Genomic DNA, 22,826 nt, shown 5'->3' with positions numbered 1-22,826 from the left:
ACAAGGCAGTATCACTCTGTGGCCGATCTCATCACCGTCGAGGATCCCGACGACCCGCGCCTGCGTGACTACACGGGGCTGACCGATGTGGAGCTGCGGCGCAAACGCGAGCCCGCCGAGGGCCTGTTCATCGCCGAGGGCGAGAAGGTCATCCGCCGCGCCAAGGACGCCGGCTACGAGATGCGGTCGATGCTCCTGTCGTCCAAGTGGGTCGACGTCATGCGCGACGTCATCGACGAACTCCCCGCACCCGTCTACGCGGTCAGCCCCGAACTCGCCGAGCGGGTCACCGGCTACCACGTCCACCGGGGCGCCCTCGCGTCCATGCAGCGCAAACCCCTGCCGACCGCCGACGACCTGCTCCGCACCATGCGCCGTGTCGTCGTGATGGAGGCCGTCAACGACCACACCAACATCGGCGCCATCTTCCGCAGCGCCGCCGCACTCGGCATGGACGCCGTCCTCCTGTCACCGGACTGCGCCGACCCGCTCTACCGCAGATCGGTGAAGGTCTCCATGGGCGCCGTCTTCTCCGTCCCCTACGCGCGTCTGGAGTCCTGGCCCAAGGGGCTGGAGTCGGTGCGCGGCGCGGGCTTCAACCTGCTCGCGCTGACCCCCGACGAGAAGGCCGCGACCCTCGACGAGGCGGCGCCGCACCGGATGGAGAGGGTGGCCCTGATGCTCGGCGCCGAGGGTGAAGGGCTTTCCACCCAGGCCCTGGTGGCCGCCGACGAATGGGTCCGCATCCCGATGGCCCACGGCGTCGACTCCCTCAACGTGGGCGCGGCGGCGGCCGTCGCCTTCTACGCGGTGGCGACGGGACGACCCCAGCTCTAGGGCCTGTCGTAGTGCGCTTCTGACCCCCACCCGTTGCCGCGCCGCCGGTTGGCTCGTTGGGCCGAGGAACCTGGACGCAACTACGGAAAGGGCGTTCATCGGTGCTTCAGGCCCCCATCGCAGAACTGGATGTCGCACCCGGGCAGGTCGTGGAATGGCGGCTGCGGTCCACGAGAACCCGCGCCGCCGACCCCACGCCCACGCCCGGACCCGCCGCCCCGACAGCGGCACCGGCATCCGTACCGGCCCCCGTCCCCGCGCAACGGCGCAAAATCGCCTCGTACAACCAGGAGAAACATTTCACTACGGCCCAGGACGGCCGCACCGCCGGTGACCCGATCTCTTCCTACGTCGCCGCCAGCTTCGAGATCGACGGCCCGCTCGACCGGCCGGCCCTGGACGCCGCGCTGCACCACTTCGTCCGCCGTCACGAGGTGCTGCGGTGCGAGTTCCGGCAGCTCGCCGGGGATCTCACCTGCGAGCCGCTGGGCCCGGACGAGGTCACCCTCGAACCGTTCGACCTCGGACACGTCGACTGCCCCGAGAAGATCCGGACGTATCTGTCCGAGTCCTTCGAGCGCATCGACACGCTGTCCTGGCCGCTGTTCGTGATGGGCGCGGTGATCAGGGACACGTCCACGACGGTGTACCTCGCCTTCGACCACCTCGTGTCGGACGGCATGTCGACACCGATCGCCGTGCACGACATCGCCACCGCGTACGAGGCGTGCTCCCGGGACCGCGCGGCGGAGTTCCCCGAGACCGGCAGCTATCTCACCTTCGGCCAGGAACAGCGCCTCCTGGGCCGGTCGATCGACGCGGACGACAGCCGCCTCGGGTACTGGAAGACGTTCATGGCGCACAACGGCGGCTTCTTCCCGCCGTTCCCCCTCGACCTGGGCGTCGAGCCGGGCCGGATGTACCCGACGCTCAACGAGACCGACGCGCTCCTGTCCGCCGCAGCCGTCGACGCGCTGGAGGCCCGCTGTCTGGCGGCCGGCGGGAGGCCGTACATGGGCGTGCTCGCGGCCGTCGCCGTCGCCCTGAGGAAGGAGGGCGGGCCGGACGTGTACCGGGGGCTGATGCCGGTCAGTGAGCGCGGCCGGGGCTCCTACGCCCACGCCATGGGCTGGTTCGTGAACACCCTGCCCATCGAGTTCTCCGTCGCGGGCGACGACTTCACCGAGGTCATCGGCCGGGTGCGGGCCGCGTCCACCGAGATGCTGAGCAACATCGGCGTCCCGTTCGTCAAGGTGTGGCACCTGCTCGCCCCGGAGTACGCGTCGCTGCGGTCCTGGCCGTACGCCGTGAACTTCTTCTCGTACCTCGACTTCCGCAAGGCCCCGGGAGCGGAACACCACACGGCCCTGAAGGCGAGAAAACACATCTGGGCGTCCAGCACCAACGGCATCTGCTTCTGGTTCCACCGCAACGACACCGGTCTGTACGTCAACTCCCTGTACGTCGAAACCCCGCAGGCCCGGCACACCAAGGCCGCGTTCGTACGGACCCTGTCCGCGACGATGACGACCATGGCGGACACCGGAGAGTTCTGACGCCCGGTCCCGCGCTACTCCAGCGGTGCGGGGGCCGCTGTCTGCTGCGACTTGAGGACGTCCCGTACGTCCCCGAGCCCGCGCGCGGGACCCTGGCAGCCCTGCGCCGCCGCGATGCCCAGGGCCACGAGCAGCGTCACCACGACGAAGACGATGAGCCGCTGCCGCAGCAGCCTCGGGTTGGCGGGGCGCAGCCCGGTGCCGGTGGTACGCGGCCCCGGGCGCCCGGCGCCACTGCGCGGCGCGGGACGGCCGCCGGACCGGGTGGAGCGCGGCGCGGGCGGTCGCGTGTTCGACCGCGACGCCGACGACGATGAGGACGCCGACGATGCCGACGAGGGTGACGACGGGTGGGGCCGCGAGGGTCCGGTGCGCGGCGGGGGCGTACCGCCCTGGGTACGCCGCTGGGTGCGCTGCTCCGCGTACTCCTCGGCGAGCCGACCCGTCGGACGGTCGGGCTCGCCGCGGGCCGGGGGCGGGCGGGTGTCCGTCAGGCCCTGTGCCTCGCGCGCGGCGATCTCCTTGAGCCGCAGCGACAGTTGCAGGGTGCTCGGCCGCTCCTCGGGATCCTTCGCGAGGCACGCCCTTACGAGCGGGGCGAGCGCGTCCGGGACGGCCCCCAGTTGTGGTTCCTCGTGCACGACGCGGTACAGCATCACCTCGGAACCGCCGTGCCCGAAAGGCGAGTCGGCGGTCGCCGCGTACGCCAGCGTGGCGCCCAGCGAGAACACGTCCGTCGCCGGGGTCACGGGCGCGCCGCGCACCTGCTCGGGCGCGAGGAAGCCGGGGGAGCCGACCGCCGTGCCCACATGCGTGAGCGTGCTGGCGCCGGTCGCCCAGGCGATACCGAAGTCGATGATCCGCGGGCCCTTCGGGGACAGCAGGATGTTCGACGGCTTGAGGTCCCGGTGGACGACCCCGGCCTCATGGACCGCGACCAGTCCCTCGGACAGGGCCGCGCCGACCGAGGCCACGTCGGCGGCCGTCAGCGGGCCCTCGTCGGCGACCTTGTCGTGCAGCGACGGGCCCGGCACGTACTGCGTGGCGAACCAGGGCCGGTCGGCCTCCAGGTCCGCCGCGACCAGCCGCGCGGTGCAGCCGCCGCGGATCCGCCGTGCCGCCGACACCTCGCGTGCGAAGCGCGACCGGAACTCCTGATCCTCCGCCAGGTCCGGCCGGATCACCTTCAGCGCGACCCGCTGGCCACGGCGGTCGGACCCCAGATAGACGACGCCCATCCCGCCCGCGCCGAGCCGCCGGTGAAGCCTGAACGAGCCGACGACACGCGGGTCCTCGCGCCTCAGGCGCATCATCGCCATGTTCATCCCCGCTGCCCGGTCCGTTTGACGAGCCACAGCTTACGTACCGCGGGCCGGGTGCGCGCAGAGGCCGCGCCCTCGCACACGGATCGATTGTCAGTGCCGGGTGGGAAACTTGAAGGATGGTCAGGTCGAGCGGGGACGAGCCTCGTCACCGGGGCCGCGTTTCCCAACCGTCCGTCGCAGAAGGGGGATTGGACCTGTGAAGGGTGACCGGGTGGAGATAGTCGTGGACGCCGGGGACACGACACGTACCTATGAGGTGGTGGCCAGTCGTGCGGGCCGCCGGGTGGAGACGGCGGTGCGCAGGGGAGTGGTCGAAGTGAGCGAAGTCACGCGCAACGGGACGGTGGTGCGGACGGCACGTTTCATGGCGACCCGGGTGCTGGCCCTGGTCGAGCAGCCCGTCCCCAGGGAGGACGGTTCGGAGAGGCCGGCCTCGTAGCGGTCGGCCTCATAACGGTCGGCCCAGGAGCGCGGGGCCCAGGAGCGTGGAGCCCGGAGTGGGCGGCCTCGCGCCGTCCCCTCCGGGAAGACCCCGAGACCCTCATCGGCGTCTCCACCCAGGGGAGTAGGCGGCAAGTGATCGGTCATCCTCCGGGAGGCCCGCCAATCGGTACGAGGGCATGACGACCCAGGCGGCCCGCGCACCTAGATTTGTTGTCAAGCGGCGGGTGCGGTACTCGTCCCCCGAGGTCAGGCACCCGTCGCTGCCAAACAGAAGAGCTGCGGACCGGGTGCGTGAGCCCCCGGGAAGAGCTTCGGAATGACTTGATCAGGAGAGGGATCATGGCGGACACGGCACCGCGGGCACTGATCCGCACCCAGGGACGCAAGGCGTACGCCGCGTTCGGTACACGCCGGTCCGGTCAGCGTCACCCCTTGGTGGCGACGGCCATGGTCCTTCCTCTGGCGGCCCTGCTCGTAGTCGTCTTCGGCGGCTGGGACGCAGTGGTCACACAAGCGTCGTCCGTGGGCGTGATGCTGGGGCGCTGAGCGGCGCCCCAGGCCCGGAAGAGCGGTCCGGGCGGGGACATCCGGCCATGAAACCCCGTGGGGACGGGGGTGCGGCGGACGGCACAAATGCCCGCGCAGCTGGGGAGCTGCGCGGGCATTGCTTTTCCTGGACACGGGCGTCCGGACCCGGTTGCGTACGCTCACGGCATGCCCGGCCGCATCCGCGCGGGGCATGACCGCGGGGGAGGGGAACCGGTGGCCGCAGAGGTGCTGCGCGCGCTCCAGGCCAAGGTGCGCGGCGCTGTCCATCGCGAGGACGACGTCCGTCGCAGGGATGACGGCAGGGATGACCGCAGGGATGATCGCGGCGGTGATCGTGGGCGAACGGGGTGCGGTTGCGGGACGGGGGACACCGTCCTGGCCGACCGTGACGACGCGACCGTGGTCCGTCACGGCGACACGGTCGCCAAGGCCCACGCCCCCGGCACCGACCCCGGGCTGCTCGCCCTGCGCACCGCCGTCGCCGCCCATCCCTCGCTCACCGGCATCCTGCTCCCACCACTGCGGCCCGACCCGGTCGACCTGCACGGCAGGCTCGTCACCCTCTGGCCGTACGGCGCCCCCGTCGACCCGACGGCACCCGAGGACGCGCCCTGGGCCGAGGCGGGCACCCTCCTCGCCCGGCTGCACCGCACCGACACGGCCGCCCTCGCGCACGCCGCCCCACCCGGCACCCGTCAACACCGCACCCCGGTACGCCCCTTGCCGCCCATGCGGGGGCCCGCCAAGGCCGCCCGCGCGCTCAACCGGCTCCGGGCGGCGGGCCCGCATCCGGCCGCCGCTCCGCTGGAGCGGGCCTGGTCGACGCTGCCGGCGTGGGCGCGCGACGAGGCGCCGATGCCGCCGTCGCGGATCCTGTGCCACGGCGATCTGCACCTGGGCCAACTGCTGCGCGGCCGGGCGGGCGGTGGTCCCTGGCTGCTCATCGACATCGACGACCTCGGGCTCGGCGACCCGGCGTGGGACCTCGCCCGCCCGGCCGCCTGGCACGCCTGCGGACTGCTGGCGCCCGAGGAATGGAACCGCTTCCTCACCGCGTACCAACAGGAGGGCGGCCCGGCCGTGCCGGGGATCGGCGAGGGCGACCCGTGGCCCGCGCTGGATGTGGCGGCGCGCGCCCTGACGGTGCAGACCGGTGCGCTCGCCGTGGTCAGGGCGGTGACGGAGGGCCGCGCGCTGGACGAGATCGAACAGGCGGTCATTGATACGTGTGTCCGTATGGCCACGGTCCCGGTGGAGTTGGCCCGGCCGACCACGAAGTAGGGTGCGGACAACCGGATCCGGGAAGGGTTCCGGCGAAGTCGTACCAACTGGGTGGGAGTTGAGCGGACGATGCAGTGTCCCAAGTGTCATGCGCCGATGCACACGTACAACCGCAACGGTGTCCAGATCGAACAGTGCAGTGGCTGCCGGGGGATATTTCTCGACTACGGCGAGTTGGAGGCCCTGACCCGGCTGGAGACCCAGTGGTCGCAGCCCGCCCCGCCGCCGGCCGCACCGCAGGCGTATCCGTCGGCGCCCGCGCCCGCCTGGGGCGCCCAGCACGGCGGCCACGGCTCGCACGGGGGCCACTACGGTCACCACCGTCAGAAGAGCTTCGGCCGCATGCTCTTCTCCTCCTGAGCGCAGGAGTCTGAGCGCGGGAGCCTGACCGCAGAGGCACGACGAAGCCCCCGGCCGTCTGGGACGACCGGGGGCTTTCGGCTGGTGCGCGATACTGGGATTGAACCAGTGACCTCTTCCGTGTCAGGGAAGCGCTCTCCCGCTGAGCTAATCGCGCAAGGCGCAAGTCGATGACCTGCGGTTCCTGCGTGTGCGTGCGCGATACTGGGATTGAACCAGTGACCTCTTCCGTGTCAGGGAAGCGCTCTCCCGCTGAGCTAATCGCGCGGGAACCCCTCGCGGGGTCCAGTGGACGATACTGGGATTGAACCAGTGACCTCTTCCGTGTCAGGGAAGCGCTCTCCCGCTGAGCTAATCGTCCTTGGAGGTGGAGACGGGATTTGAACCCGTGTAGACGGCTTTGCAGGCCGTTGCCTCGCCTCTCGGCCACTCCACCAGGAGTCGTGAGGTCCGGGAGGATCCCCACTTCCTGAGCGGACGACGAGGTTCGAACTCGCGACCTCAACCTTGGCAAGGTTGCGCTCTACCAACTGAGCTACGTCCGCCTGTCGTTTCGGGTCCGCTCGCGCGGGCCCGGCGACGTGTTGAACTCTAGCGGATTCCGGGGCCAGCACAAAAACGCGTTTACGCAGCGTGCTGCCCTGCGACCGCCCCCGGGCACCCGCAGGTCACCGCTCTAGACTGGCAGCCGTGCACCACCCCGTTCCGATGGCCCGCTTCGGTGGCCTCCTCGCCACCGGCCTCCGCGATGTCACCAGCGACCCCGCCGCACTGGATTCCCATGGCTTCTGGGCGGTGTCGGCGGACTTCGACGGGCGGCTGGTCTGTGCACGGTTCGCCCAGGTCAGCGAGGTGCCGGTGCCCGCTCCTGTGCCCGGCGCGTGGCGTGGACCCGCCGTCGGCGACTGGACGTCGTCGCTCGACCGCGCCGCGTACACGGCCGGAGTGCGGCGGATACGGGAGCACATAGCGGCGGGCGAGGTGTACCAGGCCAACCTCTGCCGGGTGCTGTCCGCGCCGGTCGCCCCGGACGCCGACGTCGACGCCCTGACCGCGCTGCTCGCGCGCGGCAATCCGGCGCCGTACGCGGGAACGATCCGGCTGCCGGAGCACGGCGTGGAGATCGCCACCGCGTCGCCCGAACTCTTCCTGCGCCGCACCGGCAGGACCATCGAGTCCGGGCCGATCAAGGGCACCGGACGCACCGAGGCGGACCTCCTGGAGAAGGACCACGCCGAGAACGTGATGATCGTGGACCTCGTCCGCAACGACCTCGGACGGGTCTGCGCGACCGGTTCGGTGACCGTGCCCGACCTGTGCGTCGTGGAGAAGCACCCGGGGCTCGTCCATCTCGTCTCGACGGTCCGGGGCGAACTGCCCGACGGCGCCGGCTGGCCCGACCTGTTCGCGGCGGCCTTTCCGCCCGGCTCCGTCACCGGCGCCCCCAAGTCCAGTGCGCTGCGGATCATCGACGCCCTGGAGACCGCTCCCCGTGGCCCGTACTGCGGGGGCATCGGCTGGGTCGACGCGGACCGTGGCACGGCTGCCCTCGCCGTCGGTATCCGCACCTTCTGGATCGACCGCGCCGCGGGCCTCCTCCGTTTCGGTACGGGTGCGGGCATCACCTGGGGCTCGGACCCCGAGCGCGAGTGGCGGGAGACCGAGCTGAAGGCGTCCCGGCTGCTGGCGGTAGCGTCGGGGACCTACACGGAGAACGGCGCGTACACGGCGAACGGCTTGTGCGCGGAGAGCGGAGGGACCCTTTCGTGAAGATATGGCTCGACGGAGGGCTCCGGGACGCCGCTTCCGCCCGCGTCTCCGTCTTCGATCACGGACTGACCGTGGGCGACGGCATCTTCGAGACCGTGAAGACGGTCGACGGACGGCCGTTCGCCCTCACCCGGCACCTCGACCGGCTCGCCCGTTCGGCGCGCGGCCTCGGGCTGCCGGAGCCCGACCTGGACGAGGTGCGCCGGGCGTGCGCGGCCGTCGTCGACGCCCAGCCGATGCCGCTCGGCCGGCTGCGGATCACCTACACCGGCGGCGAGTCGCCGCTCGGCTCCGACCGCGGCGAGCACGGTCCGACGCTCGTCGTCGCGCTCGGCGAGGCTCATCGGCGCCCCGACGCGACGGCCGTGATCACCGTCCCGTGGACCCGTAACGAACGGGGTGCGCTCGCCGGGCTCAAGACGACCTCGTACGCCGAGAACGTCGTCGCGCTCGCGCGCGCCCGTGAACAGGGCGCGTCCGAGGCGCTGTTCGGGAACACCGCCGACCGGCTCTGCGAGGGCACCGGATCGAATGTGTTCGTCGTCATCGACGGCGAGATCCACACCCCGCCCGTCGCGTCCGGCTGCCTCGCGGGCATCACGCGCGCGCTGACCGTGGCCTGGACGGGCGCCAAGGAGACCGATCTGCCGCTGGACGTCCTGGAGCGGGCCGACGAGGTCTTCCTCACGTCCACGCTCCGCGACGTGCAGGGCGTGCACCGGGTCGACGGCCGTGAACTCCCGGGCGCGCCGGGCCCGGTGACGGCCAAGGCGATGCGGATCTTCGACGAGCGCGCGGGGAACGACCTCGATCCGTGACGTACCGCGCGCGGGGGGCGCGTAAAACGGGATGCGAGGGGGCGCCGCCGTGGGTAGAACTCCTCTGATGACCACCACCCTGCGGCCGACCGGGCCGCTCGAACGCGCCGCCGACGGAGCGCTGTCCCGCCACTACCAGGTGTGTGTGAACAGCCGTCCTGTCGGAGTGGCGGACCTCAGCACGGACCGGCGCTTCGGGCCCACGGTGGCCCGTATCGACCATCTCGGCATCGACGAGCCCGACCGCCGCCGGGGCCGTGGCACGGTCGCCGCGCTCGCGGCCGAGGAGATCGTGCGCGGCTGGGGCTGCACACGGATCGAGGTGACCGTGCCCGCCGGGGCCGGGGCCGCGCTGGGGCTCGCGGGCGCGCTCGGGTACGTCGAGCGCAACCGCGCCATGCGCAAGCGGGTCGGCCCGTCCGCGCCCACGCTGCCGGACGGCGTGCGGGCCCGCCCGATGACCGGCGCGGAGTTCGCCGTGTGGGAGGAGCGCAGCAAGGAGGAGTACGCGCGCGACTGGATCACCCGGGGTGTGCCCGAGGCCGAGGCGCGCGCGAAGACCGAGCGCGATCACGCCACGGAACTGCCGCGGGGCGCGGACACCCCCGGCATGGTCTTCAGCGTCCTCGAACAGGACGGCGAGACCGTCGGCATCCTGTGGGTGGCCGTCCGCGCCGACGACGCCTATGTCTACGACGTCGAGGTCGCCGAACAGCACCGCGGCAAGGGCCATGGCCGCTCCCTCATGCTGCTCGCCGAGCGTCACGCCCTGACCGCGGGCCGCACCGTCCTCGGCCTCAACGTCTTCGCGGGCAACACCCCGGCCCGCACGCTGTACGACTCGCTCGGCTACGAGACCGAGCGGATCTCCCTGTACAAGGCGCTGCTGTAGCGGGCTCGTGGCCGACCGGCGCGGTGGGCGTCAGGTGTTCGCCAGCAGCCGGTCGGCGATCGTCTCGATCCGCTCGCGCAGCCCGTCCTGGCTCTTGCCGCCGTCGAGCCGCTCCCCGTCGATGACGTACGTGGGTGTGCCGGTGACCCCGATCGCCTTGCCCTCGGCCTGGTCCGCGTCGACGATCAGGATGTGCCGGCCGTCGATGAGCGCGGTGTCGAACTCGTCCGCGTCCAGGCCCAGTTCGCGGGCCACGTCCAGGAGAAGCGCCTCGCCCCGGCGGTCCAGGTCCGTCACCCGGGCCAGTACCGCCTCGACGTACGCCCAGCCCTGCCCCTGCTCGGCGGCCTCCTCCACGGCCTGCGCCGCCGCGAAGGCGTGCTTGTGCCGCTCCAGCGGGAAGTGCCGCAGCCTGATCTCCAGCCGGTCCCCGTAGCGGGCGCGCAGCGCGTGCACGTCGTCGAGGGCGGTGCGGCAGTCGGGGCACTGGAGTTCGCACCAGAGGTCCAGGACGGGGCGGGGAGCGCTGGTCGGCGTGTTCGGGGTGTTCGGGGTGCTGGGGTCACTCATGGGGCCAGTCTCCCAGCCCGCTGCGGGGCGCCCCAACCGGGACCTGGGGATGATCCGGAACCCGGAGATCTCCCTGAGCTGTCGCCGGACCGTGGCCCGACCGGACCGGGACGGTGCACGATGGAGGGGGACGAACCGTCCCAGCCCGACCACCCGCCTGGAGGACCGGATGATTGCCGAGACCGTGTGTTCCGCCCTGGCCGTGGCCGGCCTCGGCATCGCTGCGGTCACCGCCTACCGCAAGCGTTTTCTCACGGCGACACGGCTGGTCGCGTATGCGCTGGTCCCCGCCGGTCTGGTGATGACCGGAGCCGTGAAGTGGGCGGTCGACACCGCGTTCAGCCCCACCGCCTGGGCGGGCTTCGGCGTGCTCGCGGTCGCGTGGGTGCTGTTCATGACCACGCGGGCCGTGGAGCGCCGCCGGGGCGGTACCCGTAAGGAACGCAGGGCGGCGGCGAAGGCCGCCAAGCGGGAGGCCGTCGCACCGGCCGCCTCCGCACCCTCGCTCGGCCAGGCCGCCGGGCGCCCCGAGGCGCAGCCGGCGTCGAAGCCCGCGTCGAAGCCCGCTTCGGGCAGCACGGACGACTTCAGCGACATCGAAGCGATCCTGAAGAAGCACGGCATCTGAGCCGAATCGTTCCCCCTTGACCGTCCGGCGGCCGTCCGGCGGGCCGCTGCCTGTGCGGCGTCTCAGTATGTGAGAAGAGGTCGGTTCACTTGGGGGTGTTCTCCCTGCGGCGTCTCACGATGTGGTCACCGATACCCATGAACTCCCTGCCATTCCGGGCGTGTTGATCGCCGAGTGGGGCCGCGCTGCGTCATCATCGGCCGGAGATGCTCGACACCACACTTAGCGGCGCCGCCCCCATCGAAACGGCTCCCCACGACACGATTTCCCGGGGCGACGCGGCCACTCGGACCGCCTTGGTTCCCCCGCCGCGTACCGCCCCGACGACATGTCCGATCGCCCCGACGGACACCGGCACCCCGCCGCGTACCGTCGCCCCTCCGGTCGCCGTGCCCCGGCCTCCCGCTCCCGTGCCGGAGGAGCGGCGCGGATGTCTGTTCGCCCTCTCGCAACCGCCGCTGATGATCTTCCTGGCCGTGATCGGGATCCTGCTGCTGATGGCAGCGCTGCACGACCTGTTCCTGCTGTGACCCGCGATCCGTTCCCGCCGTCAGTGGCGGGTCTCAGCCCGCGGCCTCCTTGCGGCGGGCCCGGTACGCGGCCACATGCAGTCGGTTACCGCAGGTTCGGCTGTCGCAGTAGCGGCGCGAACGGTTGCGGGAGAGGTCCACGAAGGCCCGCCGGCAGTCCGGCGCCTCGCAGCGCCGCAGCCGCTCCTGCTCACCGGCCACCACGAAGAACGCCAGCGCCATCCCGCAGTCGGCCGCGAGGTGGTCGGCGACGGACGCACCGGGCGCGAAGTAGTGCATGTGCCAGTCGTAGCCGTCGTGGTCGGTGAGCCGGGGCGTCGTGCCCGCCGCCGCGACCAGTTCGTTGATGAGTCCGGCCGCCGCCCGCGGCTCGGGCTCGGCGAACACCTGAGCGAACCGATCGCGCACCCGGTGGACCGCCGCGAGGTCACGCTCCGTGAGCGTCCCCACATCGCTGATCTCGTGTTTTCGTACGAATTCGCCAAGAGCCGTCACATCGGCGAGGCCATCGGCCTTGTCGGTCCTGTCGGACTTGTTGCTCCCCGATGTGCCGCGGTCGCCGGTGTCGCCGGTGTCGTCCTCCGGTGCGGAGTTCACCAGATCGACCACGGTGTCGAGCGCGCACCGGGTGTCGTGGGTGATCAGCACGATTCGCTCCCTGGCATGGGGGTCGGGCTCACGCCCGCCGATGCGAGCCGATGCTAGCGGCTTCGCGACACGCCGTACGGGCCCGCGCGCCCTCGGCCGCCCCCGACGCACCGGCGCCGCCCCCGCGGAATCCCGCGGCGACGGCGCCGGTGTGTGCCGTATTCGGTTGTCGTGGCCCGCGCCGCCTCCCCGAGTCGGGCGGCGTCGGGCTGATCGCGTGGCTGTCGGCAGGCGGTGCCTAGCTTTCGGCCAGGATGTGGGAAAGCTCCGTGTCGAGATCGAAGTGGCGATGCTCCGTGCCGGGTGGCACGGCGGCGTCGGTTCGCTTGAGGAACGATTCCAGGGCCCGCGCCGGGGCTTCGAGCAGAGCCTCGCCCTCCGGGGAGCTCAGGGCGATGCAGACGACGCCCTGTCCGTGGCTACGGGACGGCCAGACTCGGACGTCTCCGGTGCCGGTGGGCCGGTGCAGGCCCTCGGCGAGGAGGTCGCGGGCGAACACCCACTCGACGGTCTCCTCGGCTCCGGTGTGGAAGGTGGCGTGCACGGCGTAGGGATCGGCCGTGTCATACCGCAGTCCTGCGGGTACAGGCAGTGAGGACTCGCTCGACACAACGAGGCGCAGGTGCAGCTCGCAGCTGACCGTGGTGTTCATAAGCGCCAGGGCCTTTCGCTCAGTGTGCGCTCGGGGATTCGCACGTCGGCGAAATCGACATGCCACCTACGGTGCCGTTGTAAACCCCTCTGGGAGTTTTGCGTGTCTTTAGGTACCTCGTACGGCGGAGTGATTGTTCGTCCTGAGGGACCATTCCGGTGACCGGATTCGCTCCGGTAGGTTTAGGCGTATGAATACGGGGAGTGACGGAGTGCGGGAGGGCGCCTTGGCGGTCGACGGAGCCGACGGGTCGAAGGCGGAGCGGGAGCTGGGTTCCCGGGCTCCGGGGTTCATCCAGGCCCGCAGGACGCTGCACCTGAGCTGGCAGGTCGGCGTGTTCATCGTCGGTCTCGCCGTGGTCGCCGCTGGCATCGTGATGCTGCCCCTGCCGGGGCCCGGCTGGCTGGTGATCTTCGGGGGCATGGCGATCTGGGCGACCGAGTTCGTCTGGGCGCAGCTGGTGCTCCGGTGGACGAAGCGCAAGGTCACCGAGGCGGCACAGCGCGCGCTCGACCCGAAGGTGCGCCGCCGCAACATGATCCTCACGGCGATCGGCCTGGTCATCGTGGCGGTGCTCTGCGGGATCTACCTCTGGAAGTTCGGCCTGGAGATGCCCTGGAACATCAAGGAGTGACTTCTCGGGTGACGGTCGGCGGGCCCCGTCATCGGGTGACGTCATCGGGTGTCGGGGCTGTCGGAGGCACCCGCTGACATGCGGTAATGTTCTCCGTGCGTCCGGGCGATTAGCTCAGTGGGAGAGCGCTTCGTTCACACCGAAGAGGTCACTGGTTCGAACCCAGTATCGCCCACCCGGACCCGCGGCCCGGAGGTTTTCAGCCTCCGGGCCGCGGGCTTTTGTGCGGAACTTCCTCGTCCGGCCGGGCCGTGAAAAGGCCGGAACTCATTTCCTGTGAATTCCCGGAATCGGGAACTTCGGTTACCGTCCGGGAATCTGACCGCTAATCAGCTGACCGGTAATCAGCTTGACGCCTCGTTCACCCGGACGGTGCACCCCTCGGCGGCGCACCCCTCAGCGGAGTTTCCCGAGCGCGTCCCGCATCCGCCGCGCGTCCCGCAACCGCTGCTCATAGGTGGCCCCGAGCGCCAGCAGCACCAGACCCGCGAGCGCCGGCGGCAGCCAGCGGGGGAGCGCGCCGACCATCTGGACGATGTACGGGGCGAGTTCGTGCAGGGCGACCAGCGCGAGGACACCGCCACCGAGCACCAACGGCGCCTGGAGGCGCTGCCGGGCACCCACCAGCGTGATCACGAAAGCCGCCGCCCCGAGCAGCAGCGGACGCGGCCAGTCGCCGTCGCCCCAGGCCGCCACCAGGCTCGGCAGCAGCGTCGCCGCGAGCCCCGGCCCGTACGCCACCCAGGACGACGCCTCCGGGTCGCGCCGCCGGCGCAGCACACCGACCGCCAGTGCGAGCACCGTCACCGGAATCGTGTACGCCTCCGGGGTCCGCACCTCCCACGCGCCCAGCCGCACCCAGGTCGCCAGGACGAACAGCGCCCCGGCCGCGTATCCGGCGCTCCGCTGGTCGTCGCGGACCGCCGTACCCGCGCAGACGACCCCGCACAGGGCGAGGACGAGGGCCAGCATCGGCGGGTCCTCGGCGGCCAGGCCGATCGCGAGGAGGCCCGCCGCCGCGCCCGCGCACTCCACGACCGCCGTCAGCGGGTGCCTGCCGAGCCGGGCCGCGAGCAGCGCGGCTGCCACCGGAACCACCAGGACGAGCAGGGCGGTCGACGCGTGCGCCCACCCGGCCGAGCCACCCACGGCACCGGCAAGACCGGTGGCGTACACGAACGCGCCGCCCGCCGAGATCTGCGCCGGGAGCGGGTCCTCGCTCCGGGCCGTGCGCAGGCACGACAGGGCGAACAGGACCGTCAGGGCCGCCAGCGTGGCGAGCGTCGCCGCCTCTGTCGCGAGCGCGAGACACGCGATGCTGAGCGAGGTGCCCAGGGCGAGGAGGTGGGCGGTGAGGGGGAGTACGGGGAGGGAGCGGGGGGTGGTTCCGAGCGGGGAGGCATCCGGCTCCGCTGCCGTGGCGCCCGTACCCGTACCCGCAGCGGCGCCTGTATCCGTACCCGTACCCGTGTTCGTGCTCGCGTCCGTGGTGCGTGTCGTCGCGGCGACCGTCAGCAGGCCCGCCGTCAAGGCGATCTGCGCCGCCACCACCGCCGCGTACGGAAGGGAGAGGGCGCTCGGCAGGAGGAAGAGGGTCGCCCAGGCGATGGCCAGGGTTCCGGCGGACAGGGGCTGGTACCGGGCGTGCTGTCGGCCGGCGCGGCGCGCCAGCGCGTACAGCACCCCGGTGACGGCCGCGAGGGTCACGCACACGGCGGCTCCGTCCGGCAGGGGGACGCCGGCCGCGGACCCGTCGAGGATGTCCGAGGGCACGCCCGACCACACCGCGTCGGCCAGGTTCACCGGACCGAGGGCCGCCACGGCGAGCGACGGCAGCGTCCACAGCACGGCGACCGCCGGCACGGTCGCGGAGGCGGCGGCGAGGCCGCGCCGGAACGCGCCGTCAGGGAAGGGGAGTTCGGCGGGTGCCCACGGCCGCAGCGCCACCGCTCCCACCGCGAGCCCGCAGAGCAGATACAGGGGGACCGTCCACGAGGGGGCGCCCGTCAGCATCTCGGCCGGTACGCCTCCGAGCGCCGCCACCGACAGGAGGCCGCCCGAGAGCGCCGTACCGAAGGCGATGCCCGTGTGCTCCACCCGGTACGCCACCGCGAAGGCGATCACGGCGGCCAGGGCGAGCAGCGCACTGGCACCGGCCGCGTCGGGGAGGTCCGAGACCACCCAGGACAGCCAGCCCGCGGCGAGCACACCCCACGCGCCGGTCACCAGCGCGCCGACGGCCGCCGCGATCCGGGTCGCCCGGTCGTCCGTCCGCAGCGCGAGAGCCGCGTCGAACGCGCAGGTCGCCAGCAGCGCCGCCGTCAGCGTGTGCGCACCGGCCCCGGCCGCCGTGCCCCACAGGAACAGGGGGAGTTGGACGGCCGCGACGGCCGAGGGCAGCGGCAGCCGCAGCTCACGCAGCCACAGCCCGTACGCCGCCCACACCACGGCGAGTACGGCCATCGCGGCGGCCGTGAAGCCGGTCCCGGACGTCCCGGGGAGCGCCAGCTCGTGCAGCGCGTACGCGTCGAGCGCGGTCAGGGCGAGGCCGAGCCCCGCCACCGTCTCCGCCGTCGCCCGCAGCCCGCTCTTCAACAGCAGCACCGGGACGCCGAGCGCCGCGAGCGTCACCGCGCCGAGTACGGCCGAGCGGCCCGTGATGCCGAGGTGGCCCCAGCTCACCACCGTGAAGGCGATGGCCGCGATGGTCAGGAGGCCGCCGCCGAGGACGAGCAGCAGGTTCTGCACGCCCGGGGCCCCCGCCTCCGGCCGGGACCCGTTGGCCGCCGTCGGTGCCGGGGCGCCCCACGCGCGCGGGGCGGGCGGGCCCCAGGCGGGCGCCGGCTGCCGCGACGCCGCCTGGAGGGCGCCGAGCAGCCAGGCGCGGCGGGCCAGCAACTGGGTTCTGCGGGCGTCGAGTTGCCGCAGTTCCAGGTCGAGGGCCCGCAGCTCCTCGGCCGGGGGCGGAAAGTTCGTCATGCCAGGGAGTGTCGTGCGGGACGCGGCGCCCGGCATGAGCGCGGATACTCAGCCCGTACTCAGATTCCCGCCTCACCCGTGTACGCGGATTCCTCCGCTGTACGGGTGTCTGCCCCGCCGCGCGCCGTCGGCGGGCCAGAATCGGGGCATGACTCCGTGCCTGACTCGGCGCATGAACCGGCGCGTGAACCGGCGCGTGAACTGGTGCCACTACCGCTTCCGCAGCGTCTGGGACCTCCCGGCCGGACCGGCCGCCGTCTACGCCGTCCTGGCGGAGGCCGAGGCGTACCCCCGGTGGTGGCCGCAGGTCCGCGAGGTGGTCCCCGTCGACGAGCGCAGCGGCACCGCCCGCTTCCGCTCCCTGCTGCCGTACGACCTCGTCGTCACCGCCACGGAGGTACGCCGCGATCCGGTCGCCGGGGTCCTGGAGATCGCGATGGACGGCGACCTGGAGGGCTGGGCCCGCTGGACCGTCAGCGCCGGAGGGACCGGCACCCGCGCGCGCTACGACCAGGAGGTCGAGGTCCGCAAAGCCCTGCTGCGCCGGCTCGCCGTGCCCGGCCGGCCCGTGTTCCTCTTCAACCACGCCTGGATGATGCGCGCGGGCCGCCGCGGACTGACCGCACGGCTGAAGCGGCCGGACGGGCCGGACGGGCCGGAACGGCCGGATCGGCCGAAAGCGGTTTGAAGGAAACCCGCCGGGACCTGTATGGTTCAGTCCGTTCCCGGGCGATTAGCTCAGTGGGAGAGCGCTTCGTTCACACCGAAGAGGTCACTGGTTCGAACCCAGTATCGCCCACCGGGAAAAGCCGGTCCGTCAGCAGACGGACCGGCTTTCCGCTGTCCGCACCCCGGATCCGGGCGCCCAGGGCTCAGGCGGCGGCCGGGAGTTCGGGGCGCAGCGGCCATGCAGGATCCACGGCCTCCTGCGTGCCCGAGCGCGCGAACCACGCCTGGAGCCCCCGCGCCTGCGCCGCGTGCCACACCGCCTGCAAGGTGTGCAGCTCACCCGGCGCCAACCGGTCCAGACGGGTGGCGAACCGGCGGCCCACCGCCCGCACGACATCCAGCGCCGCCAGGGCGTCCGCCGCCGCCTCGTGCGCGCCCTGCAACTCCACGTCGTAGTGCGCGCACAGGTCGGTCAGGGTGCGGCGGCCCTTGCGGTAGCGGTCCAGGTGTTTGTCCAGGACCCGGGGGTCGAGCACCCACAGCGGCGACCGCTCGAAGTAGTGGGCGAGCGACGACGCGCGGTGGCGGCGCAACTCGCGGTCCAGCAGGGTCAGATCGAACGGAGCGTTCATCACCACGAGCGGGCGGCCCGCCGCGCTGTGCTCGCCCAGCTCCCTGGCTATCTCCTCCATGACGGGCGACGGCCAGCGGCCGTTGCGCGTCAGCTGTTCGTCCGTCAGCCCGTGCACGGCGGTCGCCGCCGCGGGCACCGGCACCCCCGGATTCACCAGCCACCGGCTCACCCGGGGGCGCAGCCCCGCCGCCTCCTGGAAGACGACGGCGGCCGACACGATCCGGTCGGTCTCCACATCCACGCCGGTCGTCTCCGTGTCGAAGGCGACCAGAGGGCCCTCGTACCAGCGCGTCATACGCACACAACTCCTCGTTCACCTCAGGCAGTTGACCTGCCTTCTCTGCCCGTTTCGGTGATACCCGTGCTGTTTGTTCCGTACGCCGCGCGGAGACAACACAGATACAGGCCGGAGCAGTTGAGAGGCCCGGCCGCCCATCCATCCGATGTGGAAGGCTTGTTGGACATGGCGATCGCGCAGCCCGAAAGGGGCGGGCTGCTGCCCGAGCGGACGGCACCGCGTGGCACCCTCGCCGCCACCGCGTGCATGGAGACCTTGCAGGTGGGATATCTGCACGCCGTCGCGGCGGCTGCCGGATGCTCCCTCTCCCAGCCCTTTCCCGACAACGGCATCGACTGGCACGTCAGCCACAGCGCCCCCGGGCACACGGTCGACGACGAAGTCACCATCAAGGTGCAGCTCAAGTGCACCTACCAGATACCGCCGAACCCACCGGGCGCGGCGTTCTCGTTCACGCTGGACAACGCGCATCTGGTGAAGCTCGCGCGGACCCCGGTCTCCGTGCACAAGATCCTCGTCGTGATGCTGGTGCCGCGTTCCCAGGACGACTGGCTGCGCGCCGGCCACGACCGGCTCGACCTGCGGCACTGCTGCTACTGGACGAACCTCGCGGGCCACGCCGTGACCGGCCGGACCAGGACCACCGTGCGCGTGCCGACCTCGCGCATCTTCGACGACCGGGCGCTCTGCGAGATCATGACGCGGGTCGGAACGGGAGGCAGACCGTGACCCCACGCCCCGCCGACACACCCCCACCCGCAAAATCCGGACCCTCACCCGTGAAAGCCGTACCGCCCGCCCGGCCGCACCCCGTCGACCTCGCGAGCGTCTGGTCCCAGGCGCCGCCACCCGACCAGGTCGACCCGGCCGTGCTCGGCGCGCTCCTCGACCGGCACGGCTGGCGGCGGCGCGGCGGCGCCCCCGGGCGTTACGCCCGCTGGACCCCGCCGGGACCCGGCGCCGGACGCACCAGCCTGCTCGTGCCGGAGACCCGCGCCTTCCCCGACAGCGACGACCTGCTCGCCGAGGCCCTGGACGCCCTGCTGCGCAGCGGCACGCCCTCCGCGCGCGAAGTACTCGTCGGCCTCGCCGTGCCCAGCGACGAGATCCGCTGGTGGCGCGATGTGCCGACCGGCCCCGCGGGCGCCGCGACCTGGCCCGCCGAGGAGCAGTTGCGTACGGCGGCCCGGCTGATGCTCCTCGCGGGCGCCCTCGCCGTGCGCGGACGTGCCGGGTACTACGGCGCCCGACACCGCGGACCCGCCGCCGCGTCCCTGGAGAGCGTCCTGGTGGGCGCCGCGCCCGGCGGGCGCCTGCTGACCGCCTTCGTACCCGTCGGCACCGGCCGCCCGCTCTCCGTCCGGCTCCACCAGGCCCTGTACGCCACCCGCGAGGCAATCGACTACCGGCGCGCCACCGGCGGCATGGACGCCTTCGACGGCGCCGTCGAAGCGGGCGTCAGCCATGAGCTGACCGAGGCGGTGATCGCGCTCGTCCGGGGCACGGAGGGGGCCCGGATCGCCGTCGAATGGTCGCCGGCGGCCGGAGTGCCGGAGGACTGCGCGGCGACCGCCGAACCCGTCGAGTTCTCGCCCGGCGATCTGCCCGCGCTGCGCGCCGCGAGCGAGCGCTATCTGCGCGACGAGCCGTCGGTGCCGGTGCGGCTCACCGGCGCCGTGGTGCGGATGCGGCGCTCGGGACCGCGCGGCGAGGGCAACGTACGGCTGCGGGTCCTCGCGGGCGCGGAGGTGCCGCATGTACGGATCACCCTGGACGAGGAGTCGTACCGCATAGCGGGCCACGCCCATCTGGTCGGGCTGCCGATCCGGGTGCACGGGCGCCTGGAGAGCCGGGGCGGCTTCCGCAGACTCACCGGCGCCCACGGGGTGGTCCCCGTCCAGGTGGACGAGGCCGAGCGGGACCGGCTGATGAAGGCGCTCCAGGAGAATCTGGACTTCTTCGAGGAGGCGTGCAGCGGGGACTGACCGCCGTGGGACGGGGCCCGGCGGCCGTTTCGCGGTGGGGTCCCGTCGATCGGTACGATTCCTGGTGCGCGCGCACCAGGGTTCGGTGCCGCCCCCACCTTCAGTCAGGAGAGACCGGTGTCAGACGTCCGCGTGATCATCCAACGCGATTCCGAGCGGGAAGAGCGCGCGGTGACGACGGGCACCACGGCCGCCGACCTCTTCACCGGCGAGCGCACCGTCATCGCCGCGCGCGTGGGTGGCGAGCTGAAGGACCTGGCGTACGCGGTCGCGGACGGCGACGAGGTCGAACCCGTCGAGATCTCGTCCGAGGACGGCCTGAACATCCTGCGCCACTCCACCGCGCACGTCATGGCGCAGGCCGTGCAGGAGCTGTTCCCCGAGGCCAAGCTGGGCATCGGTCCGCCGGTCAAGGACGGCTTCTACTACGACTTCGACGTCGAGAAGCCGTTCACGCCCGAGGATCTCAAGGCCGTCGAGAAGAAGATGCAGGAGATCCAGAAGCGCGGACAGCGCTTCTCCCGGCGCGTCGTCACCGACGACGACGCGCGCGAGGAGCTGGCCGACGAGCCGTACAAGCTGGAACTCATCGGCATCAAGGGCTCCGCTTCGCACGACGACGGCGCCGATGTCGAGGTCGGCTCGGGCGAGCTGACGATCTACGACAACCTCGACCCGAAGACCGGCGACCTGTGCTGGAAGGACCTCTGCCGGGGCCCGCACCTGCCCACGACCCGGAACATCCCGGCGTTCAAGCTGATGCGCAACGCCGCCGCGTACTGGCGCGGCAGCGAGAAGAACCCCATGCTCCAGCGGATCTACGGCACCGCGTGGCCGTCCAAGGACGAGCTGAAGGCCCATCTGGAGTTCCTCGCCGAGGCCGAGAAGCGCGACCACCGCAAGCTCGGCGCCGAGCTGGACCTCTTCTCGATCCCGGAGCAGATCGGCTCGGGCCTCGCGGTCTTCCACCCCAAGGGCGGCATCATCCGCCGGGTCATGGAGGACTACTCGCGCCGCCGCCACGAGGAGGAGGGGTACGAGTTCGTCTACACCCCGCACGCCACCAAGGGGAAGCTCTTCGAGACCTCGGGGCACCTCGACTGGTACGCGGACGGCATGTACCCGCCCATGCAGCTCGACGAGGGCGTGGACTACTACCTCAAGCCCATGAACTGCCCGATGCACAACCTGATCTTCGACGCGCGCGGCCGGTCGTACCGTGAACTGCCGCTGCGCCTCTTCGAGTTCGGGACCGTGTACCGGTATGAGAAGTCGGGCGTCGTGCACGGTCTGACCCGTGCGCGCGGCTTCACGCAGGACGACGCGCACATCTACTGCACCAAGGAGCAGATGGCGGACGAGCTGGACTCGACGCTGACCTTCGTGCTGAACCTGCTCCGGGACTACGGTCTGACCGATTTCTACCTGGAGCTGTCCACCAAGGACCCGGAGAAGTTCGTCGGCTCGGACGAGGTGTGGGAAGAGGCCACCGAGACGCTGCGCAAGGTCGCGGAGAAGCAGGGCCTCCCGCTCGTCCCCGACCCGGGCGGCGCCGCCTTCTACGGGCCGAAGATCTCCGTACAGACCAAGGACGCCATCGGCCGGACCTGGCAGATGTCGACCGTGCAGCTCGACTTCAACCTGCCCGAGCGCTTCAACCTGGAGTACACCGGGCCCGACGGCTCCAAGCAGCGCCCCGTCATGATCCACCGGGCGCTGTTCGGGTCGATCGAGCGGTTCTTCGCGGTGCTCCTTGAGCACTACGCGGGTGCGTTCCCGGCCTGGCTGTCCCCGGTGCAGGCGGTCGGTATCCCGGTCGGCGACGCGCACATCCCCTACCTCCAGGAGTTCGCCGCCGAGGCCAAGCGCCAGGGGCTGCGGGTCGAGGTGGACGCGTCGTCGGACCGGATGCAGAAGAAGATTAGGACGCAGCAGAAGCTGAAGGTCCCGTTCATGATCATCGTCGGTGACGAGGACATGCACGCCGGTACGGTCTCCTTCCGCTACCGGGACGGCTCACAGGAGAACGGCATCCCGCGCGACCAGGCGCTGGCCAAGCTGGTGGACGTGGTGGAGCGCCGCGTACAGGTGTGACGCGCTGATCGCCGTCGGCCCCCGGGAGGTCTCACTTCCCGGGGGTCATATGCTGCTCAGCATGGAGACGAGTGAGCCGGAGCGGCAGAGCGGAGTAGGGACGCCCGACGCGTTCCAGCGGCTGTGGACGCCCCATCGGATGGCGTACATCCAGGGGGAGAACAAGCCGACCGGGCCGGGGGTCGAGGACGGGTGTCCCTTCTGCTCGATCCCGGCCAAGTCCGACGAGGACGGCCTGATCATCCGCCGCGGTGAGCATGTCTACGCGGTGCTCAACCTCTACCCGTACAACGGCGGCCACCTGATGGTCGTGCCCTTCCGGCACGTCGCCGACTACACCGATCTGACCCCGCCGGAGACCGCCGAACTCGCGGCGCTGACCAAGCAGGCGATGACCACGCTGCGCTCCGCTTCGGGGGCGCACGGATTCAACATCGGCATGAACCAGGGCACCGTCGCGGGCGCCGGGATCGCCGCGCATCTGCATCAGCACATCGTGCCGCGCTGGGGCGGGGACACGAACTTCATGCCCGTCATCGGCCATACGAAGGTGCTGCCGCAACTTCTCGCGGACACCCGCAAGCTCCTGGCCGACGCCTGGCCGGACACGGCCTGAAGGGCGGGGTGATGGAGCGCTGTGCTGTGGCGCCCTGATGGAGCGCCCGCAAGGGCC

Annotated in this window: 23 protein-coding genes and 7 tRNA genes; 19 read left to right on the top strand and 11 right to left on the bottom strand. The window is 71.8% G+C overall.

The window, feature by feature from the left end:
- Positions 1-18: 18 nt before the first annotated feature.
- Positions 19-837, top strand: coding sequence for a TrmH family RNA methyltransferase (locus ACIQNU_RS23205; RefSeq protein ID WP_401369470.1), 819 nt, complete (start codon positions 19-21; stop codon positions 835-837).
- A 101-nt stretch (positions 838-938) separates the two neighbouring features.
- Positions 939-2,393 (top strand): condensation domain-containing protein, encoded by a 1,455-nt coding sequence (locus tag ACIQNU_RS23200; protein WP_401369468.1) that lies wholly within the window; start codon positions 939-941, stop codon positions 2,391-2,393.
- Between the two features lie 14 nt (positions 2,394-2,407).
- On the opposite strand, the gene ACIQNU_RS23195 is transcribed toward ACIQNU_RS23200, so the two are convergent.
- A complete protein-coding gene (locus ACIQNU_RS23195) occupies positions 2,408-3,718 on the bottom strand; it encodes a serine/threonine-protein kinase (protein WP_401369922.1) in 1,311 nt (436 codons plus the stop codon).
- Positions 3,719-3,914: 196 nt separating this feature from the next.
- Here ACIQNU_RS23195 and ACIQNU_RS23190 point away from each other — a divergent pair, with 196 nt between their 5' ends.
- The 4 genes from ACIQNU_RS23190 (at position 3,915) to ACIQNU_RS23175 (ending at position 6,352) form a co-directional block, all read left to right on the top strand.
- Positions 3,915-4,157, top strand: coding sequence for a hypothetical protein (locus tag ACIQNU_RS23190; RefSeq protein WP_401369465.1), 243 nt, complete (start codon positions 3,915-3,917; stop codon positions 4,155-4,157).
- A 344-nt stretch (positions 4,158-4,501) separates the two neighbouring features.
- The gene (locus ACIQNU_RS23185; RefSeq protein ID WP_389896107.1) at positions 4,502-4,708 is read left to right on the top strand and encodes a hypothetical protein; all 207 of its coding nucleotides are present in this window, start codon (positions 4,502-4,504) and stop codon (positions 4,706-4,708) included.
- 168 nt (positions 4,709-4,876) lie between these two features.
- On the top strand, positions 4,877-5,992 hold the full coding sequence (locus ACIQNU_RS23180) for a phosphotransferase (RefSeq protein ID WP_401369463.1): 1,116 nt from the start codon (positions 4,877-4,879) through the stop codon (positions 5,990-5,992).
- A 69-nt stretch (positions 5,993-6,061) separates the two neighbouring features.
- The gene (locus tag ACIQNU_RS23175; RefSeq protein WP_389896105.1) at positions 6,062-6,352 is read left to right on the top strand and encodes a zf-TFIIB domain-containing protein; all 291 of its coding nucleotides are present in this window, start codon (positions 6,062-6,064) and stop codon (positions 6,350-6,352) included.
- Positions 6,353-6,434: 82 nt separating this feature from the next.
- On the opposite strand, the gene ACIQNU_RS23170 is transcribed toward ACIQNU_RS23175, so the two are convergent.
- The 5 genes from ACIQNU_RS23170 to ACIQNU_RS23150 form a co-directional block, all read right to left on the bottom strand.
- A tRNA-Val gene (locus ACIQNU_RS23170) sits at positions 6,435-6,509 on the bottom strand.
- Between the two features lie 38 nt (positions 6,510-6,547).
- A tRNA-Val gene (locus ACIQNU_RS23165) sits at positions 6,548-6,619 on the bottom strand.
- A gap of 22 nt (positions 6,620-6,641) precedes the next feature.
- Positions 6,642-6,713, bottom strand: a tRNA-Val gene (locus tag ACIQNU_RS23160).
- A gap of 1 nt (position 6,714) precedes the next feature.
- A tRNA-Cys gene (locus ACIQNU_RS23155) sits at positions 6,715-6,788 on the bottom strand.
- A gap of 36 nt (positions 6,789-6,824) precedes the next feature.
- Positions 6,825-6,897: transfer RNA gene (locus ACIQNU_RS23150), tRNA-Gly, on the bottom strand.
- A gap of 163 nt (positions 6,898-7,060) precedes the next feature.
- Here ACIQNU_RS23150 and ACIQNU_RS23145 point away from each other — a divergent pair.
- The 3 genes from ACIQNU_RS23145 to ACIQNU_RS23135 all read left to right on the top strand — a co-directional run bounded on the left by ACIQNU_RS23145 (position 7,061) and on the right by ACIQNU_RS23135 (position 9,832).
- Entirely contained in the window at positions 7,061-8,122 is a 1,062-nt protein-coding gene (locus tag ACIQNU_RS23145) for a chorismate-binding protein (RefSeq protein WP_401369920.1), read from the top strand.
- Entirely contained in the window at positions 8,119-8,940 is an 822-nt protein-coding gene (locus ACIQNU_RS23140; RefSeq protein ID WP_401369460.1) for an aminotransferase class IV, read from the top strand. Before ACIQNU_RS23145 ends, ACIQNU_RS23140 begins: the two co-directional genes overlap by 4 nt.
- Before the next feature lie 67 nt (positions 8,941-9,007).
- Entirely contained in the window at positions 9,008-9,832 is an 825-nt protein-coding gene (locus ACIQNU_RS23135; RefSeq protein ID WP_401369457.1) for a GNAT family N-acetyltransferase, read from the top strand.
- A 30-nt stretch (positions 9,833-9,862) separates the two neighbouring features.
- Here the strand turns inward: ACIQNU_RS23135 and ACIQNU_RS23130 are convergent, their stop codons facing one another.
- A complete protein-coding gene (locus ACIQNU_RS23130) occupies positions 9,863-10,402 on the bottom strand; it encodes a DsbA family protein (protein ID WP_401369454.1) in 540 nt (179 codons plus the stop codon).
- 169 nt (positions 10,403-10,571) lie between these two features.
- Between ACIQNU_RS23130 and ACIQNU_RS23125 the strand changes: the two genes are divergently transcribed.
- Together ACIQNU_RS23125 and ACIQNU_RS23120 are read left to right on the top strand one after the other, a co-directional pair.
- Positions 10,572-11,030, top strand: a complete 459-nt coding sequence (locus tag ACIQNU_RS23125; protein ID WP_401369452.1) for a hypothetical protein — start codon at positions 10,572-10,574, stop codon at positions 11,028-11,030.
- A 206-nt stretch (positions 11,031-11,236) separates the two neighbouring features.
- Complete coding sequence (locus tag ACIQNU_RS23120) at positions 11,237-11,560, top strand: hypothetical protein (RefSeq protein ID WP_401369968.1); 324 nt, start codon at positions 11,237-11,239, stop codon at positions 11,558-11,560.
- A gap of 33 nt (positions 11,561-11,593) precedes the next feature.
- On the opposite strand, the gene ACIQNU_RS23115 is transcribed toward ACIQNU_RS23120, so the two are convergent.
- Together ACIQNU_RS23115 and ACIQNU_RS23110 are read right to left on the bottom strand one after the other, a co-directional pair.
- Positions 11,594-12,208 (bottom strand): CGNR zinc finger domain-containing protein, encoded by a 615-nt coding sequence (locus ACIQNU_RS23115; RefSeq protein WP_401369450.1) that lies wholly within the window; start codon positions 12,206-12,208, stop codon positions 11,594-11,596.
- 238 nt (positions 12,209-12,446) lie between these two features.
- Positions 12,447-12,860, bottom strand: a complete 414-nt coding sequence (locus tag ACIQNU_RS23110; RefSeq protein ID WP_003959770.1) for an SsgA family sporulation/cell division regulator — start codon at positions 12,858-12,860, stop codon at positions 12,447-12,449.
- 190 nt (positions 12,861-13,050) lie between these two features.
- Between ACIQNU_RS23110 and ACIQNU_RS23105 the strand changes: the two genes are divergently transcribed.
- Positions 13,051-13,494, top strand: coding sequence for a TIGR02611 family protein (locus ACIQNU_RS23105; RefSeq protein WP_401369447.1), 444 nt, complete (start codon positions 13,051-13,053; stop codon positions 13,492-13,494).
- A 103-nt stretch (positions 13,495-13,597) separates the two neighbouring features.
- Positions 13,598-13,669 (top strand) — tRNA-Val (locus ACIQNU_RS23100).
- 221 nt (positions 13,670-13,890) lie between these two features.
- Here the strand turns inward: ACIQNU_RS23100 and ACIQNU_RS23095 are convergent.
- Entirely contained in the window at positions 13,891-16,473 is a 2,583-nt protein-coding gene (locus ACIQNU_RS23095; protein WP_401369446.1) for an SCO7613 C-terminal domain-containing membrane protein, read from the bottom strand.
- 196 nt (positions 16,474-16,669) lie between these two features.
- Between ACIQNU_RS23095 and ACIQNU_RS23090 the strand changes: the two genes are divergently transcribed.
- Together ACIQNU_RS23090 and ACIQNU_RS23085 are read left to right on the top strand one after the other, a co-directional pair.
- On the top strand, positions 16,670-17,161 hold the full coding sequence (locus ACIQNU_RS23090; protein WP_401369917.1) for an SRPBCC family protein: 492 nt from the start codon (positions 16,670-16,672) through the stop codon (positions 17,159-17,161).
- A gap of 39 nt (positions 17,162-17,200) precedes the next feature.
- Positions 17,201-17,272 (top strand) — tRNA-Val (locus ACIQNU_RS23085).
- Positions 17,273-17,345: 73 nt separating this feature from the next.
- On the opposite strand, the gene ACIQNU_RS23080 is transcribed toward ACIQNU_RS23085, so the two are convergent.
- Positions 17,346-18,071 (bottom strand): 3'-5' exonuclease, encoded by a 726-nt coding sequence (locus ACIQNU_RS23080; RefSeq protein ID WP_401369443.1) that lies wholly within the window; start codon positions 18,069-18,071, stop codon positions 17,346-17,348.
- Between the two features lie 168 nt (positions 18,072-18,239).
- Between ACIQNU_RS23080 and ACIQNU_RS23075 the strand changes: the two genes are divergently transcribed.
- The 4 genes from ACIQNU_RS23075 (at position 18,240) to ACIQNU_RS23060 (ending at position 22,769) form a co-directional block, all read left to right on the top strand.
- Positions 18,240-18,803: a DUF4365 domain-containing protein gene (locus ACIQNU_RS23075; protein ID WP_401369441.1), complete on the top strand. Its 564-nt coding sequence runs from the start codon at positions 18,240-18,242 to the stop codon at positions 18,801-18,803.
- Positions 18,804-18,853: 50 nt separating this feature from the next.
- Entirely contained in the window at positions 18,854-20,059 is a 1,206-nt protein-coding gene (locus tag ACIQNU_RS23070; protein WP_401369915.1) for a hypothetical protein, read from the top strand.
- A 117-nt stretch (positions 20,060-20,176) separates the two neighbouring features.
- A complete protein-coding gene (gene thrS / locus ACIQNU_RS23065) occupies positions 20,177-22,153 on the top strand; it encodes a threonine--tRNA ligase (protein ID WP_401369440.1) in 1,977 nt (658 codons plus the stop codon).
- Positions 22,154-22,214: 61 nt separating this feature from the next.
- Positions 22,215-22,769, top strand: a complete 555-nt coding sequence (locus ACIQNU_RS23060; protein WP_401369437.1) for an HIT family protein — start codon at positions 22,215-22,217, stop codon at positions 22,767-22,769.
- The last annotated feature ends 57 nt before the right edge of the window (positions 22,770-22,826 follow it).

The organism is Streptomyces sp. NPDC091292, assembly GCF_044757265.1.
Taxonomy (GTDB): domain Bacteria; phylum Actinomycetota; class Actinomycetes; order Streptomycetales; family Streptomycetaceae; genus Streptomyces.
The sequence above is the reverse complement of the archived record's forward strand: the minus strand, read 5'-3'. Positions and strand labels throughout refer to the sequence as shown.